A 25,008-nucleotide genomic window follows, 5' to 3' on the forward strand; every position below is an offset into this window, starting at 1 on the left:
CTGCATGAAACTCGACCTGAAGATTCTCGACGCGCGGATGCGCGACCAACTCCCGGCCTACGCAACCACCGGCAGCGCGGGCCTCGACCTGCGCGCCTGCCTCGACGAAGCGTTGACGCTCGCGCCCGGCGACACCGCGCTGGTGCCGACGGGTCTGGCGATTCACGTCGGCGATCCCGGTTATGCAGCCTTGATCCTGCCGCGCTCGGGTTTGGGTCATAAGCACGGGATCGTGCTGGGCAATCTGATCGGCCTGATCGATTCGGATTACCAGGGGCAGCTGATGATTTCGACGTGGAACCGCGGCGAGACCACCTTCGTGCTGAATCCGATGGAGCGCCTCGCACAACTCGTAATCGTGCCGGTCGTGCAGGCCGCGTTCAACATCGTCGACGATTTCGCGGAAAGCGAACGCGGCGCGGGCGGTTTCGGCAGCACCGGCAAGCACTGATCCTTCGCTTCGCTGCGCGGGTCGCGGAGCAAGGTCGTTCAGAACGCAAAAAGCAGAACGGCGCGGGGTTCAACCCGCGCCGTTCTGCTTTCAGATGAAGCTAAACGCAGTTAACTTCGCGCCAGCCAAGTTCGCGCTTACTCGACTTCGACCGCTTCCGGATTCGGATTGCGCGGCGCCGGATGTTCGTCGAAGGTCAGCTGCACCTTGTCGTCCGCATCGACGTCCACCGTCACACGGCCGCCGTTCATCAGCTTGCCGAACAGCAGCTCGTCGGCCAGTGCACGACGGATCGTGTCCTGGATCAGGCGCTGCATGGGCCGCGCGCCCATCAACGGATCGAAACCGTGCTTGGCGAGATGCTTGCGCAGCGCGTCGGTGAAGAGCGCATCGACCTTCTTCTCGTGCAACTGATCTTCCAGTTGCATCAGGAACTTGTCGACCACGCGCATGATGATTTCTTCATCGAGCGAGCGGAAGCTGATCGTCGCGTCCAGACGGTTACGAAACTCCGGCGTGAACATGCGCTTGATGTCGACCATTTCGTCGCCGGTTTCCCGGCGATTCGTGAAACCGATCACCGACTTGCCCATCGTCTCGGCGCCCGCGTTCGTCGTCATGATAATGATGACGTTGCGGAAATCCGCCTTGCGGCCGTTGTTGTCCGTCAGCGTACCGTGATCCATCACCTGCAGCAGCACGTTGTAGATGTCCGGATGCGCCTTCTCGATTTCGTCGAGCAGCAGCACGCAATGCGGCTTCTTCGTGACAGCTTCGGTCAGCAGACCGCCCTGGTCGAAACCGACATAGCCCGGAGGCGCGCCGATCAGGCGGCTCACCGCATGACGCTCCATGTATTCCGACATGTCAAAGCGGATCAGCTCGATCCCCAGCGTGAACGCCAGTTGCTTCGCCACTTCCGTCTTGCCGACGCCCGTGGGGCCGGAGAACAGGAACGCGCCGATCGGCTTGTCCAGCTTGCCGAGGCCCGCGCGCGCCATCTTGATCGCGGCCGACAACGCGTCGATGGCTGGGTCTTGCCCGAACACCACGCTCTTCAGATCGCGATCCAGCGTTTGCAGCTTGCTGCGGTCGTCTTGCGACACGCTTTGCGCCGGCACGCGCGCGATCTTCGAAATGATTTCTTCGATCTCGTTCTTGCCGATAGTCTTTTTCTGCTTCGACTTCGGCAGGATGCGTTGCGCCGCGCCCGCTTCGTCGATCACGTCGATTGCCTTGTCCGGCAAATGACGATCCGTAATGAAGCGCGCCGACAACTCAGCCGCCGCCGACAGCGCACCCGACGAATACTTTACGCCGTGATGCTCTTCGAAACGCGACTTCAGGCCGCGCAGGATCGCTACCGTCTGCTCGACGGTCGGCTCGGTCACGTCGATCTTCTGGAACCGGCGCGACAACGCCGCGTCTTTTTCGAAGATGCCGCGATATTCAGTGAACGTCGTGGCGCCGATGCACTTGAGCGTTCCCGACGACAATGCTGGCTTCAGCAAATTCGACGCGTCCAGCGTGCCGCCCGACGCAGCGCCTGCGCCGATCAGCGTATGAATTTCGTCGATGAACAGGATGGCATGCGGACGTTCCTTCAATTCCTTGAGGACCGTCTTCAGACGTTGTTCGAAGTCGCCGCGATACTTGGTGCCGGCGAGCAGTGCACCCATGTCGAGCGAATACACCTGGGCATCCGCGAGAATGTCCGGCACTTCGCCGCGCGTGATGCGCCAGGCGAGCCCTTCGGCGATCGCCGTCTTGCCGACGCCGGCCTCACCGACCAGCAGCGGATTGTTCTTGCGGCGGCGGCACAGCACCTGCACCACGCGCTCGACTTCCGACTCGCGCCCGATCAACGGATCGATGCGGCCGTCTTTCGCCATCTGGTTCAGGTTCTGCGTGAACTGGGCCAGCGGGGTTTCCTTCTGCGCGGCGGCCTCGTCGGACTCGGCATTCGCGTCGCTCGCTTTCGCGGCGTCCGTGCTGCTCGTCTTCGCAATGCCGTGCGAGATGAAGTTCACCACATCCAGACGCGTCACGCCCTGCTGTTGCAGGTAGTACACCGCGTGCGAATCCTTCTCGCCGAAGATTGCCACTAGCACGTTCGCGCCGGTCACTTCCTTCTTGCCGTTCGAGGTGGATTGCACATGCATGATCGCGCGCTGAATCACACGCTGAAAGCCTAATGTGGGCTGCGTGTCGACGTCATCCGTGCCGGGCACGGTAGGCGTGTTGTCATGAATGAAGTTGCGCAGGTTCTGGCGCAGATCCTCGATATTGGCCGCGCATGCACGCAACACCTCCGCGGCCGTCGGATTGTCCAACAGCGCCAGCAAAAGATGTTCGACCGTTATGAACTCGTGCCGCGCCTGGCGTGCTTCCATGAACGCCATGTGCAGGCTGACTTCCAGTTCCTGGGCAATCATGCTTCCTCCATCACACACTGCAGCGGATGCCCGGCCTGCCGTGCGTGGGTAACGACTTGCTCGACTTTGGTCGACGCGATGTCCCGCGTATAGACCCCACAAACTCCCCTGCCCTCGCGATGCACCTTCAACATGACCTGCGTTGCGGTTTCACGATCTTTATTGAAATACTCTTGCACGATCATCACGACAAATTCCATTGGCGTGAAGTCGTCGTTCAGCAGCACCACCTTGTACATGGAAGGCGGCTTCAGCTTCTTTTCCTGCCGCTCCAGTACGGTGCCGTCCTGCTTGTCCGGGATAATCGCCATACACCCATTCTAAACAACTAGGACAGGCCCGCAATCCTGTCAAAACCCGACCGTCCGGCCGGTGAGCCCGTTCGCCAGCGCCTGATGGGTAACTCCCCCCATGCGTGCGTCATTCCGCGAGCCGATTGCGGAGCCGGCCCCTATCCAGTGATGCATCGCGGCCGTGCTGCGCCGCAGTCGGATCGAGTATCGCACAACCTGCCGGAGCGGGTTGCCAGCAGCGGACGACCCGCAGAAGAGCAGGTGAGTCGATTATGCGACTTTTCAAGACGGCACGCTTGCGCAACCGCACATAACAAAAGCGGGAAAAACCCTGGAAATCGACTGTTTGCAACGGGGCAACGAGCATCTCAAAATTTTCTTGACACTCGAATAAAGAGCCTCAACAATCAAGCTGGCACTTTTTTCACCGAGCCATAATTTCGAAAAAATGCCGATGGTGAGCTTGTGAGGAGGGAGCGGCTGCATCACGCGGTCGTGGAGCTTTTCGAGGGCTCGTGGTAGTGACATGAGTTACAGGGGAAGTTGGAATGGCAACTGGTACGGTCAAATGGTTCAATGACGCAAAAGGTTTCGGATTCATCACGCCTGACGAAGGTGGTGAGGATCTGTTTGCACACTTCTCGGCCATCCAGATGAATGGGTTCAAGACCCTCAAGGAAGGCCAGAAAGTAACCTTCGAGGTCGTGCAAGGCCCGAAAGGCAAGCAGGCATCGAACATCCAGGCACCTGCCTGAAACCGTTCGGTACCCGATCCTTTGAAACCCGGCTTCGTGCCGGGTTTCTTTTTCCGGCTTCCCCCCTAAACCAGCCGGACGCTCACCGCACGCGTCATACCACTCTCAGCGTGCCCATCATGCCGAGATCCTCATGTTCGAGGATGTGGCAATGGAACATGCGCTCTCCCGCCATCCGCTGCACGGTGGCGATCCGCACGATTTCGTCCGGCCGCACGTTGACCGTATCGCGCCACGCGCGATATGGCTCGGGCGTGACCGCGCCACCCCGCTCCCGCTCGACGATCTGAAACTGCGTGCCGTGCAGATGGAACGGATGATCCATATCGGTGCGGTTCTCGATCGACCAGAGTTCGATTTCGTCGCGCCGGCTGGTGAGCGTAATGCGCGATGGGTCGAAAACCTGACCGTTGATCATGAACGTCATGCCGGCCGGCATGGTGTTGCCACGCGTGTTGCCATGCGCGGCTGACGCCTTCGGGCCGTCCATGTCCATCTGCTCGGAGAACACCACGGACTTCTTCGCCACCGGCGTGCCGAGCGGCGCCACGAGGCGCAACGTCGCCGGCAACTCGCGCGCCCTCGCACCAGGTGGCGGATTAAAGCTAATGTCGGCGAGCGCACGGACCGGATCAGGCGGCAGGCTGCCATGCGACATCGCCATCTTGCGGCGGTCGTAGACGTCGGCGCTCAGCACCGCTCGCGAAGGGTTCGCCCCCGCGCGGACGATCACCTCGGCGCGCTCGCCAGGCGCCAGCAACAACTCTGTGAGACCGTCGCGCGGTTGCCCCAGCAGGCCGCCGTCTGTGCCCACTTGCGCAAAATGTTGTTCGTCGCCGAGCGAAAATCTCAAATAACGGGCACTACATCCATTCCACAGACGCCAACGCTCGTCCTTCGTGATCTCGATGCGCGGACGGCGTGCGCCGTTCACCAGCACGAACTGGCCTTCCCGGCCGTTCATCCAGTCCATCATGTCGTTCGGCGGGATGACGCCGTCGCTGGCGAGTTTCAGGTCCGAGAAGAACAGATGGCGCTCGGGCCAGGCGGCCAGCGGATCGTCGGCGGCGCGCACCACGATGGGGCCGGCGAGGCCGCGAAACACCTGCTCCGCCGACCTCATGTGCGGATGCGGGTGATACCAGTAAGTGCCGGCGCTACCCCGCGGCAGCGCGAAGCGGTACACATGCGACGCGCCCGGCGCGACCGGCGTCGACGGATTGCCGTCCTGGTCGGGCGGCACCGGCAAGCCGTGCCAATGAATCGTCGACGCTTGCGGCAAACGGTTGACGAAGCGGATCTCGACGGTGTCGCCTTCGCGGACATCGATCAACGGGCCGACGACCGGACCTTCAGCCTGCATGACGCGCGCGATTGCGCTGCCTGGATTGCCGCCCTGGTCGTATTGCCAGAAGGTGGTGGACGGCTTGTCGGGCAGCAGCTTGCGTATGACCGGTTGTGCGATCAAGGTCGCGCGGAACACGCGAGGCTCGCGGCTTTCGTTGGCGAGCGTACGCAAAGTGGCGAGCGGCGCGCCGGCCGGCAGCGCGTCGGGAGCGGCCAGTACCGCGGCCGCCGGCCTGGCCGCTTTGTGCGCGGACATCGACGGCATGCCGGACATGTCCATGTCGCCCATATCGTCCATGCCGGACATCTTGTGCACCGAATGAGCGTCGTGCTGTGCGAACGTGCTGCGCGCGAACAGCGACGCAGCTGCCGCGCTCAACGCGCGGGCGAGAAATTGCCTGCGAATCATGAATGATTTCCTCTGCCTGGTTCAGATAGCGGGACAGGCGCCCGGGCGAGTCCACGCTGGATCGTTCAAGGGCCGGCCTATGGAAGGGAATCGCGGCCTTTGCCTTGCGGCGCGCAGTGCGTCGGCGCGCGCAACGATCAGGCTATCGGCGGCCGCAGCAGGGGCGCATGAATGACGCCGGTGCGCTGCGGCTCCGCAAGCGATTGCGGCAGCGCGGCGCGGAACGCGCGCGGCTCGAAAGCGAATGCGACGAACAATGCGCCGCAATGCGCGCCGCACGAGGTCGAACAGCAGAAAGAATGATCATGTCGACAGAGCGTCCCGGAAGCGGCCATGCCGGCACAGTGCGCGGTTTCGCTCACGGCGGTCGACGTATCGTCGACGGAATGGACAATCTGCATCGCGCGAGCGCTCTTCATCGGCGCCGTGGCATGTTCATGCGCGAACGCACCTTGCGTTGCAAACAACGCGAGGGACAGCACGATGAGGATTCGCCACACAGAGGTCATTGCGGAATGAAATAGTACGATACGAGTACGACGCGGATGCGATGCGCGGAAAGCCAGCAGTCGAAGAATCATAACGCAAGCGGCTTTCGCCTCGGTGTGGGCGCGCGTATTCGACACATCGGCAGGCACAAAAAACCCCGGTCGCCTTGCGGCGCCGGGGTTTTCAATTCAGGCCGGATAAACCGGCTCGAACCGCTTACATTGCTTACATATTCTCGATCATCACCTGCCCGAAGCCCGAGCAGGACACTTGTGTCGCGCCTTCCATCAGACGCGCGAAGTCATACGTGACCCGCTTTTGCAGAATCGACTTTTCCATCGACTTGATGATCAGGTCCGCGGCTTCAATCCAGCCCAGGTGGCGCAGCATCATTTCCGCCGAGAGAATTTCCGACCCCGGATTCACGTAGTCTTTGCCCGCGTACTTTGGCGCGGTGCCGTGCGTGGCTTCGAACATCGCGACCGAATCGGACATGTTCGCGCCCGGCGCGATGCCGATACCGCCGACTTGCGCCGCCAGCGCGTCCGAAACGTAGTCGCCGTTCAGGTTGAGCGTGGCGATCACGTCGTATTCAGCCGGACGCAACAGGATCTGCTGCAGGAACGCGTCAGCGATCACGTCCTTGATGACGATGTCGCTGCCCGACTTCGGATTCTTGAACTTCATCCACGGGCCGCCGTCGACCAGCTCCGCGCCGAATTCCTTTTGCGCCAGCGCATAGCCGTAGTCGCGGAACGCGCCTTCCGTGAACTTCATGATGTTGCCCTTGTGCACCAGCGTGACCGAACGGCGATCGTTGTCGATCGCGTACTGGATCGCCTTGCGCACCAGACGCTCCGTGCCCTCGCGCGACACCGGCTTGATGCCGATGCCCGACGTTTCCGGGAAACGGATCTTCTTCACACCCATTTCTTCCTGCAGGAACTTGATGATCTTCCTGGCCTGTTCCGATTCAGCCGGCCACTCGATGCCGGCGTAGATGTCTTCCGAGTTCTCGCGGAAGATCACCATGTTGGTCTTTTCCGGCGCGCGAACCGGCGAAGGCACGCCCTTGAAGTACTGCACCGGGCGCAAACAGACATACAGGTCCAGTTCCTGCCGCAGCGCGACGTTCAGCGAACGGATGCCGCCGCCCACCGGCGTGGTGAGCGGACCTTTGATCGACACGACGTATTCCTTCAGCACCTGCATCGACTCTTCCGGCAGCCAAACGTCCGGGCCATACACCTTGGTTGCCTTCTCGCCGGCGTAGATTTCCATCCAGTGGATTTTCTTCTTGCCTGCGTACGCTTTTTCAACTGCCGCATCCACCACCTTGAGCATCACCGGGGTGATGTCGGCACCCGTACCGTCGCCTTCGATAAACGGGATGATCGGCTGGTCGGAAACGTTGAGCGAGAAATCTGCGTTGACGGTGATCTTGTCACCGCCGGTAGGAACCTTGATGTGCTGATACGGCATGATCGGACTCCAGTGATGGCTGTGCTGAAAGCTGATGGGAGACTGCGAAACCGGGCGCTCCTCGCTACGCGCAATGCCGGCCGCCCGCGAGCGGCCAGGCCGCTATTCTAGCCCACGCCGGCATTGGAACGGGCCGGCCGCGGGTCGGGGTTTTCCTACCTCGAGTGCAAGCTGGAGCGGTCTAAATTCTTATGTCTTATATAAGACATAAGATTTCCAGCCGCGCATTATGCATTAACATCCCGCATTTATTATTGAACCGCGGCCGCTCATGGCTGGGACCGTGCGTCCCCGCCATGAGCGGCGCCCCGCGTCTTTTCACCGATCCCGTATGCGCCTTCTCGCTTTGAACAAACCGTTCGGCACCATCTGCCAGTTTTCGCCGCACGAAACACGCGCGTCGCTGGCCGACTGGGTCAAGGTGCCCGGCGTCTATCCGGCGGGCCGGCTCGACTCCGACAGTGAGGGACTGCTGCTGCTCACCGACGACGGCGCGCTGCAGGCACGCATCGCCGAGCCGCGCCACAAACTGGTCAAACGTTATTGGGCGCAAGTGGAAGGCGCGGTCGATCAGGCCACCTTGAAGAGGCTCGCGCGCGGCGTCGATCTCGGCGACTACGTCACGCGGCCGTGCCGCGCGGAATACGCCGAGCCGGCCGAGGCACTCTGGCCCCGCACACCGCCGATCCGCTATCGCGCCGCGATTCCGACTACGTGGATCGAGTTGTCGATCACCGAAGGCAAGAACCGTCAGGTGCGCCGCATGACCGCAGCGGTCGGTTTTCCGACACTGCGGCTGGTGCGCGTCGGCGTTGGCGCGCTCGATATTTTTTCGCTCGGACTACAACCGGGCGAGAGTGTCGAATTGCCGCTGAAGGCGCCGTGGGACGGCATCGTTTGAGCCACATTGCATACGCACCTGGCGCCTCCTCGGGCCTCCTCGGGCCTATTCGTGCCTATTCGCATCCGTATCGAAAAAGCTAACTCGTTGTATCAGCAAACAAAACCCCGCGTGAAACTCCTGTGAAACACGCGTGAAACAATTGCGGACGCGAGTACTGCACGGCTATCCATTCCGTTCGCGCGTCGCCCAATAAATATTCGCGAAAATTTACGTCAACCGGCGCGCGACCTCACGCGTTATTCGACGCAGATGCCGCCCGAAGCTATCCGGCATTCAGCCTTAAGGGCCTTGGTACAAGCCGCTCTCGCGGCAGGTGCGGGGAGTCTGAGCGCTAAAGCAGACGCGTCGAAAATTTGTTCGATGCGCCTGTCAACCGAAAGGTGGATGGCACGTTTACCGACATGACTCTACATATAACCGGGTCATTTGGTTAATCAACTAAAGCTGAGGATTTACAAAATGAACAAACTGATCGCCGCTCTGGTCGCTGGTCTCTTCGCAACGGCAGCATTCGCACAAGCTTCGGCACCGGCAGCAGCTTCGGCAGCTCCGATGGCAGCTCCGGCAGCAGCAGCTTCGTCGGCAAAGAAGACCACGAAGCACGCTCACAAGAAGTCGCACAAGAAGGCTGCAGCAGCTGCTGCAGCTTCGGGCGCTTCGGAGTAAGTTTGTTGTAAAAACGCAGTCAAGAACTAGCTTCATTGCCGTTCTTACGGCGTTGAAAGGCAGATCGCCGCAAGGCTGTCTGCCTTTTTGTTTTTGACGCGCTCGCGTAACATTCGCGGGTTAATTTCCAGCAAGGAGTCATGCCGTGCGATTTCCCCTGCGCTCGTTGATTGCGCGCTTCGCTGTTGCCATTGCACTGCCGCTCGCGGCGATGTCGTTCGCCGCCACCACCGCGGCACCCGCACACGCCCAGCAGATGCCGGCCGGCGCGAAGCAGCCCGGCGACTTTCCGCGCGCGAAGCTGACCGCGGGCATGTTCGTGATCGACGCCGCTGTCGCCGCCAACGATGCGGACCGCGAACAAGGCTTGATGTATCGCACGAATCTCGCGCCGAACGAAGGCATGCTGTTCGTCTTCAACGAAAACGCAGTGCATTGCTTCTGGATGAAGAACACGTTGATCCCGCTGTCGATCGCCTTCATGCGCGCCGACGGCACGGTCACCGACATCGACGAGATGCAGGCCGAAACCACCAGCAATCACTGCCCGAAGAACAACGGCGTGTACGTGTTGGAGATGAGCAAAGGCTGGTTCACGTCGAAGGGCATCAAACCGGGGATGAAGATCCAGGGGTTGCCGGCCGCGCAATAAGTCGCGTCGACCGTGGCGGCGCCCCGCCGCTTCCCCGCTTCGCGCTTTCCAGAAAGCCGGTGCCTTTCACGAGGCGCCGGCTTTTTCATTTGCAGGGCTCCGGCCCGCCGCCCTGCCGCCAAAGCCCCGTCAGCAGGCGCTTACGTCCGGCTGGCAAGATTCCTGCAAAAGACGGGCCGACGCGCTATCCTAGTATTCTTGACACTGCAGCACCCAGACTGCCCGGGCAGCACAGACCGCCGCCCGGCAAGCGCCTTCAGGCGCGCTATTCCAAGGAGGTTCACGTGCCCCGCAAGACTCCCATCGAGCGCTACCGGAATATCGGCATCAGCGCTCACATCGATGCCGGCAAAACCACCACTACTGAACGCATCCTGTTCTACACCGGCGTGACCCACAAGATCGGCGAGGTTCACGACGGTGCGGCGACGATGGACTGGATGGAACAGGAGCAGGAGCGCGGCATCACCATCACGTCGGCGGCCACGACCGCTTTCTGGAAAGGCATGGCCGGCAACTATCCGGAACACCGGATCAACATCATCGACACCCCGGGCCACGTCGACTTCACGATCGAAGTGGAACGCTCGATGCGCGTGCTCGACGGCGCCTGCATGGTGTACGACTCGGTCGGCGGCGTGCAGCCGCAGTCCGAAACGGTGTGGCGCCAGGCGAACAAGTACAAGGTGCCGCGCATTGCGTTCGTCAACAAGATGGACCGCGTCGGTGCGGACTTTTTCCGCGTGCAGAGGCAGATCGGCGATCGGCTGAAAGGCATCGCCGTGCCGATCCAGATTCCGGTCGGCGCGGAAGAACATTTCCTGGGCGTGGTCGACCTCGTCAAGATGAAGGCGATCGTCTGGGACGACGAGAGCCAGGGCATCAAGTTCGAGTACCGGGACATCCCCGCCGAGCTGGCGGCCACCGCGAAGGAATGGCACGACAAGATGGTCGAGGCCGCCGCCGAAGCGAACGAGGAACTGCTCGACAAATACCTGCATGGCGGTACGCTGACCGAAGAGGAAATCAAGGCCGGTCTGCGCGCCCGCACTATCGCCAACGAGATCGTGCCGATGCTGTGCGGCAGCGCATTCAAGAACAAGGGCGTGCAGGCGATGCTCGACGCGGTGATCGACTATCTGCCCTCGCCGGCCGACGTGCCCGCTATTCTCGGCCACGACGAACACGACAATGAAGCCGAGCGCCATCCGAAAGACGACGATCCGTTCTCCGCCCTCGCCTTCAAGATCATGACCGACCCGTTCGTCGGCCAGTTGATCTTTTTCCGCGTGTATTCGGGCGTGGTGAATTCGGGCGACACCGTCTACAACGCGATCAAGGAAAAGAAGGAACGCCTTGGCCGAATCCTGCAGATGCACGCGAACGAGCGCAAGGAAATCAAGGAAGTCTACGCGGGCGACATCGCCGCGGCTGTCGGCCTGAAGGAAGCGACCACGGGCGACACGCTGTGCGATCCGAACCACGTGATCATCCTTGAAAAGATGATCTTCCCGGAGCCGGTGATCTCACAGGCAGTCGAGCCGAAGACCAAAGTCGACCAGGAAAAAATGGGTATCGCGCTCAATCGTCTCGCGCAGGAAGACCCGTCGTTCCGCGTGCAGACCGATGAAGAATCCGGCCAGACGATCATCTCCGGGATGGGCGAGCTGCACCTGGAAATTCTGGTCGACCGGATGAAGCGCGAGTTCGGCGTCGAGGCGACCGTCGGCAAGCCGCAGGTGGCGTACCGCGAAACGGTGCGTAACAAGGTCGAGGACGTGGAAGGCAAGTTCGTCAAGCAGTCGGGCGGCCGCGGCCAGTACGGCCATGCGGTGATCACGCTCGAACCGGCGCCGCAAGGCAAGGGCTACGAATTCGTCGACGCGATCAAGGGCGGTGTGATTCCACGCGAATACATTCCGGCGGTCGACAAGGGCATTCTGGAAACGCTCAAGGCCGGCGTGCTGGCGGGCTATCCGGTGGTCGACGTGAAGGTGACGCTGACCTTCGGTTCGTACCACGACGTCGACTCGAACGAAAACGCGTTCCGTATGGCCGGTTCGATGGCGTTCAAGGACGCGATGCGCAAAGCGAAGCCGGTGCTGCTCGAACCGATGATGGCCGTCGAGGTGGAAACGCCCGAAGACTTCATGGGCAACGTGATGGGCGATCTGTCGAGCCGCCGTGGCATGGTGCAGGGCATGGAAGACATCGCCGGCGGCGGCGGCAAGCTGGTACGCGCCGAAGTGCCGCTCGCGGAGATGTTCGGCTATTCGACCTCGCTGCGCTCGGCAACCCAGGGCCGCGCCACGTACACGATGGAGTTCAAGCACTACGCTGAAACGCCGAACAACGTGGCCGAAGCCGTGATCAACGCGAAGCAGAAGTAAGCGCTGAAGCCTCTGCAACACGTCATGTGCCGCGAATCACGCCACACCGCCAACGCTGGCAACTCCGGCAAATGACTCGAAGCCCGTCCCTCGTGGACGGGCTTTTTTTCGTCCGCAGCGCCGCGCCCGCCGGTCAGCCACACGCACGTTTTTGAACGTGCAAAAATACCAGATGGCGCCGCGCCCATCGCCGGGACTCACGTCCAGTAGGAGACACATCATGAGCCAGCAACACGAACACCCGCATTACCATGACGAGCAACCGTCGGCGCCCATCGACTGGCGCGAGCACGGCGTCAAGGTCATCAAGGGCAACCAGCTCGACAGCAACACTGCGCAAACGCCGGGCATGGATCGCGCGGCTGCGATCGATGCCGCACGGGTCGGCGCGCAGAAACTCTGGGCCGGCACCGTGACGATTCATCCGAATGCGAAGACCGGCGCCCACCATCACGGCGCGCTCGAAAGCGTGATCTACGTGGTGCGCGGACAGGCTCGCATGCGCTGGGGCGAGCATCTCGAGTTCACCGCCGAAGCCGGCCCCGGCGACTTCATCTTCGTGCCGCCGTACGTGCCGCATCAGGAAATCAACGCGAGCACCGACGACCCGCTCGAATGCGTGGTGGTCCGCAGCGACAACGAAGCGGTGGTGGTGAATCTGAACATCGACGCGGTCGAACAGCCGGAAACGGTCTACTGGGTCGATCCGATTCACAAGCATCCGCACGATCACTAATTCTTTCCCACGCGACTCATGACGCCGGCCGCTTCGCTGCGCCCTCGCCTCATCACGCTCTACACCGTCCTGATCGCCGCCAATCTCGGCGCGTGGGCGTGGGCGCTGATCCGCCGTGCGCCATACGCCGCGCGGCGGCGCCAACAAGCGTTGTCGTCACGGCACACGCGGGTCCTTTTATCCGCCAAACGGCAACCTGACGCACTCACCGGCACGCCGAATCCGCGGGCAATCGCTTAAACTGAAACCGCTTTTTGCCGTTGCGCTTTTTGCCGTTGCGCTTTTTGCCGTTGCGCTTTTTGCCGTTGCGCTTTTTGCCGTTGCAATATCGTCGCCCTGTCGCGTGCATTCGGCGCGGCCCTTCAGAACCGACAGCAGAACGGACTGGACACTCCATCGATGAAGACTCCCGCGGACCGACTCCCCGAACTCGACGCAACCCGCCGCACCGCCGATCCCTACGGCAACCACGCCATCGACGAATTCCTCGCGGGCCGCATCACGCGCCGCGAGCTGCTGCGCCATGCGAGCGTGATCGGTTTGTCGCTGGCCGGCGGCGGCATCCTGAACGTGCCGCGAGCGCGTGCGCAAGGCGCGCAGAGCCCGGCCAACGCGACCATCCGCGTCGCCCATCTGACGCCTGCCGGCGCGGTCGACCCGTTGACCGTCACCGACGCCGCGAGCCTCGCGCTGCTGAATCAAACCGGCGAATTCCTGATCGACGACGACGGCGAGCGCCTCGTGCTGAAGCCTGCGCTGGCGCTGTCATGGAAGCCGAACGACAAGGGCGACGTGTGGACCTTCAAGCTGCGTCCGAACGTCAAGTTCCACGACGGCCAGCTGTTCACGGCGAAAGACGTCGCCGCCACCTTCGACCGTCTCGCCGATCCGGCCAGCGGTTCGGCGGCGCTCTCGGTGCTAAAAGGCGTGCTGTCGAAAGGCGGCGCGAAAGTGGTCGACGACCACACGGTGGCGTTCCATCTCGACGCGCCGAACGGCAACTTTCCGTACTACGTTTCCTCCGACAATTACAACGCCGTGATCCTGCCGGCCAACTATGCAGGAGGCTATGAAAAGAGCTTCATCGGCACCGGTCCGTTCAAGCTCGAGAAGTATCAGGCGAAGGTCGGCGCGTCGTTCGTGCGCAATCCCGATTACTGGGGCGACAAAGCGTTACCGCAGCGCGTACAGTTCTCGTTCTACGCCGACGAACAGGCGCAAATGCTCGCGTTGCAAGGCCACCAGGCCGACGTGATGGGCACCTTCACCGTGCAGGGCGGCGCCGGCATTCTGAACAATCCGGACTTCAAAGCGGTCGGCGTGAAGTCGAGCGCGCATCGGCAAATCCATATGCGCAACGACAATCCGCTATTCAAGGACAAGCGCGTGCGTCAGGCGCTCGCGTTGTCGCTCGATCGCGACGTGCTGGTGCGCGGCCTGTTCAAGGGCCGCGCGCAAGTCGGCAACGACAGCCCGTTCGCGCCGGTGTTTCCGGCGTCGGATGCGGGCGTCCCGCAACGCAGGATCGATATCGCGAAGGCGAAACAACTGCTTGCGCAAGCGGGTGTGCCGAACGGTTTCGACGTGACGCTCACGACCGAAAAATACATGGAGATTCCCGACCTCGCGGTGGTCGTACAGAACGCAGCGAAGGCGATCGGCGTGCGCATCAATCTGAAGGTCGAGAGCCAGTCGCTGTATTACGGCACGGGCACGCCGGGCAAATCCGATTGGCTCGACTCGCCGCTCGGCATCACCGATTATGGTCATCGCGGCGTGCCGAACGTGTTTCTGAATGCGCCGCTCACCAGCAACGGCACGTGGAACGCCGCGCACTTCAAGAACCCGCAATACGATCAACTGGTCGCGCAGTTCGTCGCGGCGATCGACCTCGGCTCGCAGAAGAAACTCTCCGGACAGATCCAGACACTGCTGCTCGATGAGACACCCTTGATCATTCCGTTCTTCTACGATCAGCTGATCGCGATGCGTAAAGGCGTGAACGGTGTGCGCTTCACCGCGCTCGCGCAGCTCTATTTCGACCGCGCGGTGTTGAGCGCGTAAGCGCGCTGCGCTTCGGCAGGAGATCACGATGTCGACCACGGTGACCCCTTCCGCACCTCGCGCCTCGGGCGGCGCGAACGGCAACGCGGGCCGCGTCGTGCGTTTTCTTGCGACGCGCGTGGGTTTGTCGTTGATCACGCTGTGGCTGCTGTCGGTGATCGTGTTCGCGGGCGGCGCGTTGCTGCCCGGCGATATCGGCCGCGCGATCCTGGGGCCGCTCGCCGATGCGCGTGCGGTCGCCGCGCTCAATCATCAGCTCGGCGCGGACCGTCCGTTGCTGACGCAATACATCGAGTGGATCACGCATTTCGTGCGCGGCGACATGGGGCTCTCGTATGCGTACCGCGAGCCGGTCGGGCCGTTTATCGCCGACGCCCTCGCGCATTCCGCGAAGCTCGGTGTGCTCGCCTTTGTCGTCGTCGTGCCGCTCGGCATTGCGGGTGGCGTGTGGTCGGCGATGCATGCGGGACGCTGGCTCGATCGCACGATCAGCATTGCCGGTTTGTCGGCGACCGTGGTGCCGGAGTTCGTCTCGTCGATCGTGCTGATTCTGGTGTTCGGCGTGTGGCTGCGCTGGCTGCCGATCGAAGCGTCGTATCCGCCCGAAGCGAGCGCGCTCGAACAGTTGCGATATCTGATTCTGCCGGTGCTGCCGCTGGTGCTGGTGTTCTTCGGCTACATTGCCCGCATGGCGCGCGCGGGCACCGTTGAAGCGCTCGATGCCGACTACACGCGCACTGCGATCCTCAAAGGCTTGCCGCGCCGTATCGTGATCTGGCGGCACGTGTTGCGCAATGCGCTGCTGCCGACCATCACCGTCGCCGCCACCCAGTTCGGCTACATGATCGGCGGCCTCGTGGTGGTCGAGACGCTGTTCCACTATCAAGGCATCGGCTCGCTGATCTACAACGCCGCGAAGGCCAAAGACTTTCCCATGCTCGAAGCGGGCGTGCTGACAGTCGGCGTGATCTACACCGTCGCCAACCTCGCCGCCGATGCGCTGCATGTGCTGCTCAATCCGCGGCTGCGGGTGCGGGGCGCCGAATGAGTACCATCGCCCCGCCACCCGCGCCGCCTACTCCACATCCGCCCACCGAACCGCGCTTCGACCAGCTGCGCGTGCTGCTGCGTTCGCCCACATTCGTGGTCGGCGTGCTGATCGTCGCGTGGTGGATCGTCTGCGCGATCGCCGGGCCATGGATCGTGCGCCTCGATCCGTATGCGTCCGATCCGCTCAACTCGCTGACGCCGCCCGACGGCATGCACTGGTTCGGCACCGACCAGCTCGGCCGTGACGTGTTCTCGCGGGTGATCGTCGGCGCGCGCGACATTCTGACGATCGCGCCGCTGGCGACCTTGCTCGGCACGCTGGCGGGCACCGCGTTGGGGTTGATCGTCGGCTACTTCGAGGGCTGGGTCGATAACGTGGTCGGCCGCGCGATCGACGCCGTACTCGCGCTGCCGCTCGTGATCGTCGCGTTGCTCGCGCTGGCCGCAGTCGGCGCGTCGAACTTCACGGTGATCCTCGTGATCGGCATCACCTTCACGCCGATCACCGCGCGCACGGTTCGCGCCGCCGTGTTCGCCGAACGGCATCTGGACTACGTCGCCGCCGCGCAACTGCGCGGCGAACGGGCGCCGTACATCATGTTCGCGGAGATCCTGCCGAACGTGCTGCCGCCGATCATCGTCGAGGCGACCGTGCGTCTCGGGTACGCGATCTTCGCGGTGGCGACGCTGTCGTTTCTCGGCTTCGGCATTCAACCGCCTTCCGCCGACTGGGGACTCGCGCTGTCCGAGTCGTACACGCTGATGGCGGGCGGCGCGTGGTGGACGGTCGTGTTCGCGGCCGGCGCGATCGCCACGCTGGTGGTCGGTGTGAATCTGATTGCCGATAGCGTGCAGGGGGTCCTCGACCGATGAACGGCCCGCCGCCCGCCTCGTTTCCCGCCTTCGACGTGTCGAAGAGCGATCGCGCGGATGCGCTGACCGTCGTCGGTCTGACGGTGACGTACCGGATGCGCGGGCGCGACCGCGAAGTGCTGCAAGACGTGTCGTTTCGCGTGCGGCGCGGCGAAGCGTACGGACTCGTCGGCGAATCGGGCTGCGGCAAATCGACAGTGGCGATGGCCGCGCTGCGCTATTTGCCGCGCAACGGCAAGGTCAAGGCCGGCAAGATCATCATCGCCGGCCAGGACGTGCAGAAGCTCGATGCCGATGCGTTGCGCACGATGCGCGCGCACGCGATTTCGATGGTCTATCAGGACCCGGGCCGCGCGCTGAATCCTTCGCTGACGATCGCGCGGCAAGTCACCGAAGCATTCGAAGCCGCCGGTGTCGCGCGTGAGGACGCCGTGCAGCGCACGCTCGACATGCTGCAGCGTGTGCGCATCGCCGCACCCGAGCGCGTCATGGACAGCTATCCGCATCAGCTATCGGGCGGCATGCAGCAGCGCGTGGTGATCGCGATGGCGCTCGCATCGAACCCGGCGCTGCTGATTCTCGACGAACCGACCACCGGTCTCGACGCCACCGTCGAAGCCGAAGTGCTCGACCTCGTCGCGCAACTGCGCGAAGAACTCGGCACGGCCGTGCTGTTCATCAGCCACAACCTCGCGGTGATCGGGCGGATGTGCGAGCGCGTCGGCGTGCTGTATGCGGGCAAGCTCGTTGAAGAAGGCGCGACTCAGGATGTGTTCGCGCGGCCACGCCATCCTTATACGGTTGGACTGCTTCGCTGTCTGCCCACTGCCGGGCGCAGCAAGGACACCGAACGGCTCGATACGATCGCGGGCAACCTGCCCTTACCCGGCTCGGCCACCCATGGCTGCATCTACGCGGACCGTTGCCGCCTCGCCGACGACCGTTGCCGCCGCGAAGCCCCGCCGCCCTATCGGGTGAGCGCCGCCCACGGCGATCAGATGTCGCGCTGCCATTACCACGAACGTGCGGTCGAACTGCCGCGTGCGACATCGCAAGCACTGCCGCCGCAGGAAACCCTCCGGGAAAACGGGCGCCCTGCCCTCGTGCTCCGCGCGGAAAAACTCTCGAAGACTTTTCACGTATCCGGCGCACCGCTGCGCGCTGTCGACAACGTCTCGATCGATCTCGCGAGCGGTGAAACGCTCGGCCTTGTCGGCGAATCGGGCAGCGGCAAGACGACGCTCGCCAAGCTGATGCTCGGCCTGCTTACGCCGGACCCAGGCGGTGTGCTCGAACTCGACGGAACGCAACTCGCCGCACGCGTTACGCGCCGCAACGACGAGCAGGTCAAGTCGCTGCAGATCGTGTTCCAGAATCCGGACTCCGCGCTCAATCGCGCGCATTCGGTGAAGCGTCTGATCGGCCGCGCGCTGTCGCGCCTCGCCGCGTTGCGAGGCCCGGCTATCGACGAACGGCTTGCCACGTTGACGGCCGCCGTGCGTTTGCCCGAGCGCTACCTCGGCTCGCGCACGCGGCAACTGTCAGGCGGACTCAAGCAGCGGGTGGCGATTGCGCGTGCGTTTGCCGGCGAACCGCGCGTGGTGGTGTGCGATGAACCGACCTCCGCGCTCGACGTCTCCGTGCAAGCCGCGATCCTGAACCTGCTCGCCGATCTGCAGCGCGAGCGCGGCGTGAGCTACGTGTTCATCTCTCACGATCTGCACGTGGTGCGCTATCTGTCTGATCGAATCGCGGTGCTGTACCTCGGCAGGCTGCTGGAGATCGGACCTGCGGCCGCGGTGTTCGACGGACCGCATCATCCTTATACGGAAGCGCTTTTATCGTCGGTGCCGACACTCGACGCCCACGACAGCAAAGCACGCATACGCCTGTCCGGCGATCTGCCGAGCCCGGCAGCGTTGCCATCCGGTTGCGTGTTTCACACGCGCTGCCCGCGCAAGCTCGGGGCGATCTGCGAGCAGCAAGATCCACCGTTTCACGCAGCCGACGCCGACCATGCCGGCGAGCCGCCCGTTCATCGGATCCGCTGCCATATCCCCGCCGATGAATTGCGCGTGCTGCAATCCGCCATCCGCGACGACGACGGCAAGACCACCGGCGACGCGCCGGAAAACGCCACGCGCGACGAATAGCGCGGCTGTCCTGCAGCTCGTTTCATCCCCGACACGTTTTCGTGCGGTTTTCCCTCGCGTGCATCGCACCGTCCTATCCGGTGCCACATGCAGCAACCCCTTCCCTCTCGCGCACACCTGAAACCAGAACAATCGATGGCAGCGCGGCGCGCCCGGAACCAAACCGCAGCGATTGCCTCATATCAGATTCAATGTTCGATATGAGGGCCCTACAACATGCAACGAAATGTCCCCCACTGCGCAGCGCGCGCGGCCGCCGGCCTGCTTATGGCCGCCGCCCTCGGCCTCGCATCGCTCGCTCATGCACAAACCCCCGCACAAACCCCCGCACAAACCCCCGCGCAACCGCGGCCGCAAACGCTGTCGCAGGCTGCGCCGCCGGTCGATCCGACTTTCTCCGCCTACTCGCTCGCGCAGACTTGCAAGCAGAAAACCGACAACGTCGCGCAGGGCCAATGCGTCGGCGCGATTCGCGGCATCATCCACGGCTATCAGTACGGCGTGCTGTTCCTCGGACAGCGCGCGTCGCTGCCGGCTAACGAAACGCAACGGGTGTCGCTGTGTCTGCGCAACACGCAGGTGTCGTCGATCGTCGATGAGTTCGTCGCCGATGCCGCCCAGGTCAATGAAGATTCGCTCAAGCACACGCCCGCGGAAGTCGCCGTGCTGGGTTCGGTGCACCTGCATCACGGCTGCAATTGACGCTTGCGCCGCGAATCGAAACGCCGCGAGCGGCCTCTCGCGTTTCGATAACGGCGCCGCTTTGCCTACAGCATTTCAAGCGGGCGCTTGCGGCGCGGCGATTTGAAATACGTGTCGATGGCAGCGTGTTCCGCGGCGCCGAGTTGCAGCTGCAACGCACGATGGTTGTCGCGCACGTGCTCGACGCGGCCTGCTTTCGGAATCGCGAACACGCCGGGTTGCTGCAACACCCACGCGAGCGCCACCTGAAACACCGAGATGCCGCGCGCGTCGGCAATGTCGTCGAGCGGCGAGCGCTTTGGCAAGCGTGCATGATCGACCGGGCTGTACGCCATCGCCGGCATATGGCGCGCGGCGAGCCACGGCAATAAATCGAATTCCGGCCCGCGGCGCGCGACGTTGTAGAGAATCTGATTGGTCGCGCACGCTTCGCCGCCCGGCGTCGCCACGAGTTCTTCCATGTCGCCGGTATCGAAGTTGCTCACGCCCCAGTGCCGGATCTTGCCCGCGCGGCGCAACGCCTCGAACCCCTCGACAGTCTCTGCGAGCGGCACCGAGCCGCGCCAATGAAGCAGATACAGATCGAGCCGATCCGTCTTCAGACGCTTGAGGCTCTGTTCGCAAGCCGCGATCACACCGCGCCGGCTAGCGTTGTGCGGATACACCTTGCTGACGAGAAACACCTGGTCGCGCAGACCGGCAAGCGCTTCGCCGACGAGCGATTCAGTCGCGCCGTCGCCGTACATCTCCGCCGTATCGATCAGCGTCATCCCCAATTCGATGCCGCAGCGCAGCGCGGCGATTTCGGCGGCGCGGCGCGGCGGCTGCTCGCCCATCTCCCATGTGCCCTGCCCCAGTTTCGGAATGCGTTCGCCGTCGGGCAAGCTCACGCTGGCGATATCGGTCGTCATGCTTTCTCCTTGAGGTGGCTGGGCGCGCGGTGGTGCGCGAGCGCACCGCTCATTTCAGTGGAAATTCCAGTGACGAGTTTAGCTGTTGAATGAGCATTGGATCGGCCACCAGGCAAAAGCCCGCTATAACGGAGCGCGCCGATGTCATAGAATTGCCGCTTGCCCTTCTTGCGTAAGCCCCATGACCTCTGCCTCGGAAGACCGCTGGCGCGACCTGCGCCCGGACCCGGAAAACGACACGCCGCTGTATCTGCAACTTGCTCGCAAGCTCGGCAATGCGATTCACGAGAACCGTTGGAACGCTGGCGAGGCGCTGCCATCGGAGCGCGTGCTATCCGAGGCACTCGGCGTCTCGCGCATTACGTCGCGCAAGGCGATTGCTTTGCTGGTCGAGCAGGGCTTGATCCGCCGCACTCAGGGTGCGGGCAGTTTCATCACGCCGCGCTATGAAGATCCGCTGTCGCGTCTGTCGAGTTTCAGCGAGATGCTGCGGCGGCGCGGCTTCACGCCGAGTTCCAAGTGGCTATCGCGCGAGATCGTGCCGGCTAACCGGGATGAAGTCATTCAGCTTGGTTTGTCGCCTGCGGCGGCGGTGACCCGATTGCGCCGCTTGCGGTTGGCTGACGGCATCGTGATGGCTGTGGAGAATTCCACCTTCCCTGCCGCGGTGATTCCCGATCCTCAGGCGATTGGGGATTCGTTGTACACGTACCTGGAGAATCGCGGACTGTCGATCGTTCGCGCGTTGCAGCACTTTCGCGCGGTGAACGCGAATGACGAGATCGCGCAGCAGATGAGCATTGCCCCTAACGAGGCGCTGTTGTTGATTACACGGATTGGGTATACCGCCGATCAGCGGGCGATCGAGTTGACCGATACGTATTGCCGCAACGACTACTATGACTTTGTTGCTGAGTTGAGGAGGTAGGGGTTTTTGCCTTTGGCGGCGGAAAGAAGCTAAACCCAAACTAAACCCATTTAGCCTCATGCGCCCCCACCTTGGCTGGCGGCAGCCCAAAAAAGGCAGGCGTCTCCGACAAAAGCTCGGCAGGCAAAACACCCGAAACGCGTCCGAACTCCGAATCGACGCGCGCCAAACAGTCGCGCACGTCATCGATAGACACATCGTCAGCCTTCCACCCACCGGGTAAGACACCAAACGACTGCAACCACCGCCCAGTCTGCGCGAGCGAAACCTTGACATGCCAACTCCCGCCTTCGACGGCCCGCCGCCCAAGCGCGACCATCGCGCCGAAGGCGGCCAGATATCCAGTCGCGTGATCCAGCGCCTGACAAGGCAAATGCTTAGGCTCATCCCACCCGGCCGCCTCGCGCTCAGTAAAAGCAATCCCACTGGCCGACTGCACGAGACTGTCAAATCCGCGCCGCCCAGCCCAAGGCCCCTCCTGCCCATAAGCGGAAACCGACACATAAATCGTCCCCGGCCGCAGCCGCGCCAGGTCTGATGGACCAAACCCACGCGCAGCCAAAGCCCCCGGCCGGTACGCCTGCAAAAACACATCCGCGCCACCGGCCAACCCAAGCAACGTCTCGCGCGCGGCCACATCCCGCAAGTCCAGCACCGCCGAGCGCTTACCCCGCCCGTTATCGATCACCAGCGGCGCGATGTTCGGCAAATGCGGCCCGTTGATCAGCAAGACCTCGGCGCCATGCTGCGCAAGCGCCCGCCCCGCCACCGGCCCCGCGATGATCCGCGACAAATCCAGCACCCGCACACCGGCCAGCGGCCGATCCGCACGGCCCCGCCCAAGCGGCTCAACCGGCGCGTCGCCGATCCGCTCGATCTCGAACAGCGGCAGCCGGGCGATCGCTTTCGCCTGGTCGAGCGCCGCCCACTCGTCGGGCGTGCGAATCAACGCGGCGCACAAGCCGGCGTCGGCGAGCGTCTGGTCGAGCGTCGCGCCGTCCCAGCCGCGAACCGCGGCGGCCACCACGGCTCGATCGTTCGCGCAGCCGAGCACCTTCAGCACGCCTTCGAGGTGACGTGGAAAATTCGTATGCAACTGAATCCAGCGGCCGTCGCGGGTCGAGTAAAAACCCGTCACCGGGTCGCGTAAAGCAGGCGGCGGCCCATCGTCGATGCGCAGATAGCGTTCGCTGCGAAACGACGCCAGCGCGCGCCGCATCTCCACCGTCACGCGTTGCCGGCGACCGTCGCGCAAACGCAGGCATTCGGCCGCAGCGAGGCCGGTCGCGGCGATGGTCGCCGAAGCCAACGTGCCGACACGATAGACCGACGGCAGCGCCGGATCGCTGCCGGCAAGCGACACGGAATCGAGCGCGGCCGGGTCGCAGCCGGCGGTATCCCACAGATATGAGAGAGCGAGTTCGGGCGTCATGGCGTTCGCGTTGAAGCAGAAAGGCAGTGCACCGAGTCTAGAATTCCGCACTGCTTCAATCAATCTTGATTATGATAATCAACATATATTGATTTCTTCGGTTTCCGCGCTTTTTCATGCCGACCTCGAATTCCCTTACTGCTACCGAAGCCGCCGCTGCGCTCGGCATCACCGTGCCGACACTCTATGCCTATGTGAGCCGCGGGATGCTTCGTTCGTCGCCGGACGCGCAAGGCAAGCACCGGCTCTACGATGCAACCGAAGTACGCCGCCTCGCCAAACGCAAGGAAGACGGCAAGCGCGCCGGCAAGGTCGCGCAGAAGGTACTGGACTGGGGCGTGCCGGTGCTCGAATCGTCGATCACGCTGGTGGCCGACGGCCGCCTGCTGTATCGCGGGCACGACGCGACGGAACTGGCGCGCGCGGCATCGCTGGAGGATGTCGCCGCGTTGTTGTGGGAATGCAGCGCAAGGCGTATCGCCGAAGCGCCGGCGGTGCCGCTCGCCAGCGCTCAGTGGGCGGCGTGGCTCAAACTCTGGAGCGACAGCACGCCGCTCGATCGCGCGCTCGTGCTGCTGCCGGCCGCCGCGGCACAAATGCCGCGCGTGTGGGCGCTCGGCCGCCATGCGCAACTCGACACCGCCTGCGCCGTGATGCGTCTGCTGGCCGCCGCGATGATCTCGGCGGCGCCGTCGAACGAGCCGCTGCATCGGCAACTGGCGTCTGCGTGGCATGTGCGCAACCGGCAGCAGGCCGGGCTGCTGCGCGCGGCGCTGGTAGCCTGCGCGGATCATGAATTGAATGCCTCGACCTTCACGGTTCGCTGCATTACGTCGACGGGCACGCATCTGCTCGGCGCCGTGGCGGGCGGTCTGGCCGCGTTGGCCGGGCCGCGCCACGGCGGCGAGACCGTGCGCATCGCGGCGCTGCTAGACGAAGCGTCGCGCGCGCCCGATCTCGACCGCTATCTCGCGAACCGGCTTGCGCGCCACGAGCACGGCGCACAGGGACCGGTGCTGTCGGGCTTCGGCCATCCGTTGTATCCGAACGGCGACCCGCGTGCGCGTCTGCTGCTGGAAATGCTTGCCGACTGCGCGCCGGCTCGCTCGCCGCTCGGCGAAGTGCAAGCGCTCGCGCGCACGGTGCGCGACACGACCGGCACGGAACCGACCGTCGACTTCGCGCTCGCCGCCATCGAACGGGTGCTCGGCCTGCCGGCGGGCGCCGCGTTCACGCTGTTCGCGGTCGGCCGGGTGGTCGGCTGGATCGCGCACGCGATGGAACAAACCCGCGATGGCCGGCTGATCCGGCCACGCGCGCGCTACATCGGCGAATACGAGGCGGCGGATTGAGACGCCGCCCACCACGTCACCCAGCACGCCACCCACTACGCCGCCCACGCCAGTCCGGTCAAGCCGCACCCAGCCAACGCGGCAGCCAGTTCAAACCCGGCAAAGTGCGCGCGGGCATCGCCGCGGACCGCTCCGAGCCGCTAGCCAGCGCGAAGCGCGCGCCCGCCTCACCCGAGCTGACCCATGCCACCGCGCCGCGCGGCAACTCGAACGATTCGCCGATTCCCAGCCAGTAATCTTCGGCGTCACCTTCGACGGTCAGCCAGATTTCGCCCGAGATCACCTTGAAGATCGACGGACGCGCGACACGCCAGGCCGCCGCGGGCTCGCCATGTTCCAGTTCGAAAATACGGACTTCACGCATCGCCTTTCTCCTTCAAAGAACTTTTGTGTTGTCCAATTATTGGCGTGCGATGATCGAAATCACATGCACAGTTCCGAACAGTTTCATCGGAACTGTTCAGTCGAAAAACCGGACAGTTGGCAAAGATCGCGTTTAAGCCCGGCGATGCAGCTCGGGCAACAGGGCAGTTC

General features: G+C 63.3%; 23 protein-coding genes. 15 read left to right on the forward strand and 8 right to left on the reverse strand.

The features are described 5' to 3' along the window. Positions 1-4 precede the first annotated feature (4 nt). Entirely contained in the window at positions 5-451 is a 447-nt protein-coding gene (gene dut / locus AC07WT_RS17205) for a dUTP diphosphatase (protein WP_494947875.1), read from the forward strand. A 137-nt stretch (positions 452-588) separates the two neighbouring features. On the opposite strand, the gene clpA is transcribed toward dut, so the two are convergent. Beyond that, entirely contained in the window at positions 589-2,886 is a 2,298-nt protein-coding gene (gene clpA / locus AC07WT_RS17210) for an ATP-dependent Clp protease ATP-binding subunit ClpA (RefSeq protein WP_494947876.1), read from the reverse strand. Continuing rightward, a complete protein-coding gene (gene clpS, locus AC07WT_RS17215; protein WP_006050100.1) occupies positions 2,883-3,197 on the reverse strand; it encodes an ATP-dependent Clp protease adapter ClpS in 315 nt (104 codons plus the stop codon). The genes clpA and clpS overlap by 4 nt, the downstream gene beginning before the upstream one ends. A gap of 530 nt (positions 3,198-3,727) precedes the next feature. Between clpS and AC07WT_RS17220 the strand changes: the two genes are divergently transcribed. Continuing rightward, positions 3,728-3,934, forward strand: a complete 207-nt coding sequence (locus AC07WT_RS17220) for a cold-shock protein (protein WP_007180614.1) — start codon at positions 3,728-3,730, stop codon at positions 3,932-3,934. A gap of 94 nt (positions 3,935-4,028) precedes the next feature. Here AC07WT_RS17220 and AC07WT_RS17225 read toward each other — a convergent pair whose 3' ends face one another. The 3 genes from AC07WT_RS17225 to icd all read right to left on the reverse strand — a co-directional run bounded on the left by AC07WT_RS17225 (position 4,029) and on the right by icd (position 7,661). Beyond that, positions 4,029-5,690, reverse strand: a complete 1,662-nt coding sequence (locus AC07WT_RS17225; protein WP_494947877.1) for a multicopper oxidase family protein — start codon at positions 5,688-5,690, stop codon at positions 4,029-4,031. Positions 5,691-5,827: 137 nt separating this feature from the next. Then, entirely contained in the window at positions 5,828-6,190 is a 363-nt protein-coding gene (locus AC07WT_RS17230) for a hypothetical protein (RefSeq protein ID WP_494947878.1), read from the reverse strand. A 214-nt stretch (positions 6,191-6,404) separates the two neighbouring features. Continuing rightward, on the reverse strand, positions 6,405-7,661 hold the full coding sequence (gene icd / locus AC07WT_RS17235; protein ID WP_492590515.1) for an NADP-dependent isocitrate dehydrogenase: 1,257 nt from the start codon (positions 7,659-7,661) through the stop codon (positions 6,405-6,407). 331 nt (positions 7,662-7,992) lie between these two features. Here icd and AC07WT_RS17240 point away from each other — a divergent pair, with 331 nt between their 5' ends. The 11 genes from AC07WT_RS17240 to AC07WT_RS17290 all read left to right on the forward strand — a co-directional run bounded on the left by AC07WT_RS17240 (position 7,993) and on the right by AC07WT_RS17290 (position 19,851). Continuing rightward, positions 7,993-8,562, forward strand: coding sequence for a pseudouridine synthase (locus tag AC07WT_RS17240; RefSeq protein ID WP_494947879.1), 570 nt, complete (start codon positions 7,993-7,995; stop codon positions 8,560-8,562). Positions 8,563-9,024: 462 nt separating this feature from the next. Then, entirely contained in the window at positions 9,025-9,231 is a 207-nt protein-coding gene (locus AC07WT_RS17245; protein ID WP_115098857.1) for a hypothetical protein, read from the forward strand. A gap of 145 nt (positions 9,232-9,376) precedes the next feature. Next, the gene (locus tag AC07WT_RS17250) at positions 9,377-9,883 is read left to right on the forward strand and encodes a DUF192 domain-containing protein (protein WP_492590513.1); all 507 of its coding nucleotides are present in this window, start codon (positions 9,377-9,379) and stop codon (positions 9,881-9,883) included. A 284-nt stretch (positions 9,884-10,167) separates the two neighbouring features. After that, entirely contained in the window at positions 10,168-12,273 is a 2,106-nt protein-coding gene (fusA, locus tag AC07WT_RS17255) for an elongation factor G (RefSeq protein WP_494947880.1), read from the forward strand. Between the two features lie 220 nt (positions 12,274-12,493). Continuing rightward, positions 12,494-13,009, forward strand: coding sequence for a cupin domain-containing protein (locus tag AC07WT_RS17260; protein ID WP_494947881.1), 516 nt, complete (start codon positions 12,494-12,496; stop codon positions 13,007-13,009). A gap of 18 nt (positions 13,010-13,027) precedes the next feature. Continuing rightward, a complete protein-coding gene (locus AC07WT_RS17265; RefSeq protein ID WP_494948469.1) occupies positions 13,028-13,249 on the forward strand; it encodes a hypothetical protein in 222 nt (73 codons plus the stop codon). Positions 13,250-13,408: 159 nt separating this feature from the next. Then, complete coding sequence (locus AC07WT_RS17270) at positions 13,409-15,073, forward strand: ABC transporter substrate-binding protein (protein WP_494947882.1); 1,665 nt, start codon at positions 13,409-13,411, stop codon at positions 15,071-15,073. Positions 15,074-15,101: 28 nt separating this feature from the next. Continuing rightward, positions 15,102-16,121, forward strand: a complete 1,020-nt coding sequence (locus AC07WT_RS17275) for an ABC transporter permease (protein WP_492590508.1) — start codon at positions 15,102-15,104, stop codon at positions 16,119-16,121. Next, positions 16,118-16,996: an ABC transporter permease gene (locus AC07WT_RS17280; protein WP_494947883.1), complete on the forward strand. Its 879-nt coding sequence runs from the start codon at positions 16,118-16,120 to the stop codon at positions 16,994-16,996. Before AC07WT_RS17275 ends, AC07WT_RS17280 begins: the two co-directional genes overlap by 4 nt. After that, complete coding sequence (locus tag AC07WT_RS17285) at positions 16,993-19,149, forward strand: ABC transporter ATP-binding protein (RefSeq protein ID WP_494947884.1); 2,157 nt, start codon at positions 16,993-16,995, stop codon at positions 19,147-19,149. The genes AC07WT_RS17280 and AC07WT_RS17285 overlap by 4 nt, the downstream gene beginning before the upstream one ends. Positions 19,150-19,365: 216 nt before the next feature. Beyond that, positions 19,366-19,851: a hypothetical protein gene (locus tag AC07WT_RS17290; protein WP_494947885.1), complete on the forward strand. Its 486-nt coding sequence runs from the start codon at positions 19,366-19,368 to the stop codon at positions 19,849-19,851. Between the two features lie 65 nt (positions 19,852-19,916). On the opposite strand, the gene AC07WT_RS17295 is transcribed toward AC07WT_RS17290, so the two are convergent. After that, a complete protein-coding gene (locus AC07WT_RS17295; RefSeq protein ID WP_494947886.1) occupies positions 19,917-20,762 on the reverse strand; it encodes an aldo/keto reductase in 846 nt (281 codons plus the stop codon). Between the two features lie 181 nt (positions 20,763-20,943). Here AC07WT_RS17295 and AC07WT_RS17300 point away from each other — a divergent pair, with 181 nt between their 5' ends. Continuing rightward, positions 20,944-21,690, forward strand: coding sequence for a GntR family transcriptional regulator (locus AC07WT_RS17300; protein ID WP_492590504.1), 747 nt, complete (start codon positions 20,944-20,946; stop codon positions 21,688-21,690). A 40-nt stretch (positions 21,691-21,730) separates the two neighbouring features. On the opposite strand, the gene AC07WT_RS17305 is transcribed toward AC07WT_RS17300, so the two are convergent. Beyond that, complete coding sequence (locus AC07WT_RS17305) at positions 21,731-23,122, reverse strand: CoA transferase (RefSeq protein ID WP_494947887.1); 1,392 nt, start codon at positions 23,120-23,122, stop codon at positions 21,731-21,733. Positions 23,123-23,238: 116 nt separating this feature from the next. Here AC07WT_RS17305 and AC07WT_RS17310 point away from each other — a divergent pair, with 116 nt between their 5' ends. Continuing rightward, positions 23,239-24,474, forward strand: a complete 1,236-nt coding sequence (locus AC07WT_RS17310; RefSeq protein WP_494947888.1) for a citrate/2-methylcitrate synthase — start codon at positions 23,239-23,241, stop codon at positions 24,472-24,474. Positions 24,475-24,532: 58 nt separating this feature from the next. On the opposite strand, the gene AC07WT_RS17315 is transcribed toward AC07WT_RS17310, so the two are convergent. Beyond that, entirely contained in the window at positions 24,533-24,838 is a 306-nt protein-coding gene (locus tag AC07WT_RS17315) for a DUF2917 domain-containing protein (protein ID WP_494947889.1), read from the reverse strand. Positions 24,839-25,008 lie beyond the last annotated feature (170 nt).

This window comes from Paraburkholderia sp. GW821-FHT02A12, from assembly GCF_059422005.1.

Bases quoted from the DNA above. Each gene is read 5' to 3' on its own strand.
- AC07WT_RS17220 (WP_007180614.1), top strand. From the start codon at position 3,728: ATGGCAACTGGTACGGTCAAATGGTTCAATGACGCAAAAGGTTTCGGA.
- AC07WT_RS17260 (WP_494947881.1), top strand. From the start codon at position 12,494: ATGAGCCAGCAACACGAACACCCGCATTACCATGACGAGCAACCGTCG.
- AC07WT_RS17285 (WP_494947884.1), top strand. From the start codon at position 16,993: ATGAACGGCCCGCCGCCCGCCTCGTTTCCCGCCTTCGACGTGTCGAAG.
- clpA (WP_494947876.1), bottom strand. From the start codon at position 2,886: ATGATTGCCCAGGAACTGGAAGTCAGCCTGCACATGGCGTTCATGGAA.
- AC07WT_RS17315 (WP_494947889.1), bottom strand. From the start codon at position 24,838: ATGCGTGAAGTCCGTATTTTCGAACTGGAACATGGCGAGCCCGCGGCG.
- AC07WT_RS17295 (WP_494947886.1), bottom strand. From the start codon at position 20,762: ATGACGACCGATATCGCCAGCGTGAGCTTGCCCGACGGCGAACGCATT.
- AC07WT_RS17280 (WP_494947883.1), top strand. From the start codon at position 16,118: ATGAGTACCATCGCCCCGCCACCCGCGCCGCCTACTCCACATCCGCCC.
- AC07WT_RS17290 (WP_494947885.1), top strand. From the start codon at position 19,366: ATGCAACGAAATGTCCCCCACTGCGCAGCGCGCGCGGCCGCCGGCCTG.
- AC07WT_RS17310 (WP_494947888.1), top strand. From the start codon at position 23,239: ATGCCGACCTCGAATTCCCTTACTGCTACCGAAGCCGCCGCTGCGCTC.
- AC07WT_RS17245 (WP_115098857.1), top strand. From the start codon at position 9,025: ATGAACAAACTGATCGCCGCTCTGGTCGCTGGTCTCTTCGCAACGGCA.
- dut (WP_494947875.1), top strand. From the start codon at position 5: ATGAAACTCGACCTGAAGATTCTCGACGCGCGGATGCGCGACCAACTC.
- AC07WT_RS17305 (WP_494947887.1), bottom strand. From the start codon at position 23,122: ATGACGCCCGAACTCGCTCTCTCATATCTGTGGGATACCGCCGGCTGC.
- AC07WT_RS17240 (WP_494947879.1), top strand. From the start codon at position 7,993: ATGCGCCTTCTCGCTTTGAACAAACCGTTCGGCACCATCTGCCAGTTT.
- AC07WT_RS17225 (WP_494947877.1), bottom strand. From the start codon at position 5,690: ATGATTCGCAGGCAATTTCTCGCCCGCGCGTTGAGCGCGGCAGCTGCG.
- clpS (WP_006050100.1), bottom strand. From the start codon at position 3,197: ATGGCGATTATCCCGGACAAGCAGGACGGCACCGTACTGGAGCGGCAG.
- AC07WT_RS17270 (WP_494947882.1), top strand. From the start codon at position 13,409: ATGAAGACTCCCGCGGACCGACTCCCCGAACTCGACGCAACCCGCCGC.
- AC07WT_RS17275 (WP_492590508.1), top strand. From the start codon at position 15,102: ATGTCGACCACGGTGACCCCTTCCGCACCTCGCGCCTCGGGCGGCGCG.
- icd (WP_492590515.1), bottom strand. From the start codon at position 7,661: ATGCCGTATCAGCACATCAAGGTTCCTACCGGCGGTGACAAGATCACC.
- AC07WT_RS17265 (WP_494948469.1), top strand. From the start codon at position 13,028: ATGACGCCGGCCGCTTCGCTGCGCCCTCGCCTCATCACGCTCTACACC.
- AC07WT_RS17300 (WP_492590504.1), top strand. From the start codon at position 20,944: ATGACCTCTGCCTCGGAAGACCGCTGGCGCGACCTGCGCCCGGACCCG.